Here is a 1677-nt window from a genome sequence, read left to right on the forward strand (position 1 = left end):
GCCGTTCGGGGTACGGGCCGTACTCGCCGATCGGCAGGTACGGCTCGATGAACTCCCACTCCGCATCTGACAGTTGCACTCGCGTCACGGCATACGGTCTACCGGATCAGGCCACGCCGCGAGGGCAACTTCCCAGAATGATCACGACCAAATACGCGCCCTAGTGCGCTGGGTAAAACCCTGTGCGGGCGGGAGAGTCTCCCGCCCGCACAGGGAGTGCATCAGTAGTTGACGGTCAGCGTCCTGACCCAAAGCGTCGCCGACGAACCATAGTTGACGGCAAAGTAGTAGTTACCTTCGCCGTGGTCGCCCCAGTTGCCCGACGAGGTCGCGTAGGTGCCGTTGAAGCAGTTGGTGAAGGACGCCGTGGAGTACTGCGGGTCCGGCTGGAAGTCGAGGTCCTTACGCAGGGTGACGTTGGCCACGTGGACGTCGCTGGTGCAGTCAGTGAACGTGATGTTCGTTGAGCCACCACCGTCGTACCAGCGGCGAGACTCGAACCCGGGGTCCGCGCCAACAATGGTGCTCGACCAGCTCGCCGCCTGAGCCGGGCTGGAAGCCAGACCGACGACGGCAGTAATCCCCAGGCCAACCACGGCCGCCCGACGGCCGGATTCACGTAGGGCGGAAAGACGCATCGATCTCATGATGCTTGCGCTCCTCTGGAGTATTAGCGGAGAAGACGGCCACGACGCGATCGACTGCCGCTCGTAGCGGACTCTGCCGCTGTGCCGAATTTCGGAGTTTTCTCAGTACGTGACGGTGAGGGCCCGAACGTCCAGATCGCTGTACGTCGCGCCCAGGTTCACAGCGAAGTAGTAGCTACCGCTGCCGTGGTCGCCCCAGTTACCCGAAGAGGTTGAGTTGTAGCCGCCGAAGCAGTTGGTAAAGGAAGCCGTGGTGTAAGTGGGGTCCACTTGCCAGTGGACATCCTTGCGCAGGGTGACGCCGGCGCTCGTAGCTCCGGTGCCATCGGTGCAGTTGGTGAACTGTATGTTCGTGCTGCCGCCCGCATCCGACCAACGATGGGATTCGAAGCCGGGGTAAGCGCCAGAGATGCTGCTCGACCAACTCGCGGCATCGGCCGATCCGGCCGTCAACGACAGCAGAGTCATGACTCCGAGCGAAACGGCCCCTGCACGCTGACCGATTTTACGCAGGCCAGACTGAATGGTGGATTCCATATCCCCCCCCGGGAATGGCTTGACCGATGATTCGATACCCGATCCCACCTGGAAGCGCACTCGAATTGATCCACGGAGCTGCTATCCAGGCGCTGCACCGATGCAATCGCGCGTCTACGACGCCGTCAAGATCAGGTAAATCACCCCCACCCATCCACAGTCCTGACTCAGGCTGGAAATGCAGGCGGCCTCCCGATGGCCGGAATTGCTTGTTCCGGCGCGAAATCGCAACGGGGGCAAGGGGAGGCGCTGCCGATCCGAGCTCCCGTCGCGCCCTGCAGACGTCGAAACGCTTGACGGGAATTCGCCCAATGCAATCGAGCCAAGCAGCCTACAACAGGCCAGGTCACCTTCCATCCTGAGCTCGTTCATGCAACCGACGCTCGACGGATGCCTACTGAGAGGACGTTAAGTCCGATCTTCCTCGGTTCGTGATCGCTCGATCGTGGTACTGATCGCCATGCCGGACATCCGCTGGGCATGTTCATGCTGA

2 protein-coding genes are annotated in these 1677 nt (G+C 61.7%); both read right to left on the bottom strand.

What is annotated here, in order from left to right; genetic code table 11:
- Nucleotides 1-221: 221 nt before the first annotated feature.
- Nucleotides 222-638 (bottom strand): hypothetical protein, encoded by a 417-nt coding sequence (locus tag ACFY15_RS36855; RefSeq protein WP_390827082.1) that lies wholly within the window; start codon nucleotides 636-638, stop codon nucleotides 222-224.
- A 111-nt stretch (nucleotides 639-749) separates the two neighbouring features.
- On the bottom strand, nucleotides 750-1244 hold the full coding sequence (locus tag ACFY15_RS36860) for a hypothetical protein (RefSeq protein ID WP_390827083.1): 495 nt from the start codon (nucleotides 1242-1244) through the stop codon (nucleotides 750-752).
- Nucleotides 1245-1677 lie beyond the last annotated feature (433 nt).

Source organism: Streptomyces sp. NPDC001373 (genome assembly GCF_042895815.1).
GTDB lineage: Bacteria > Actinomycetota > Actinomycetes > Streptomycetales > Streptomycetaceae > Streptomyces.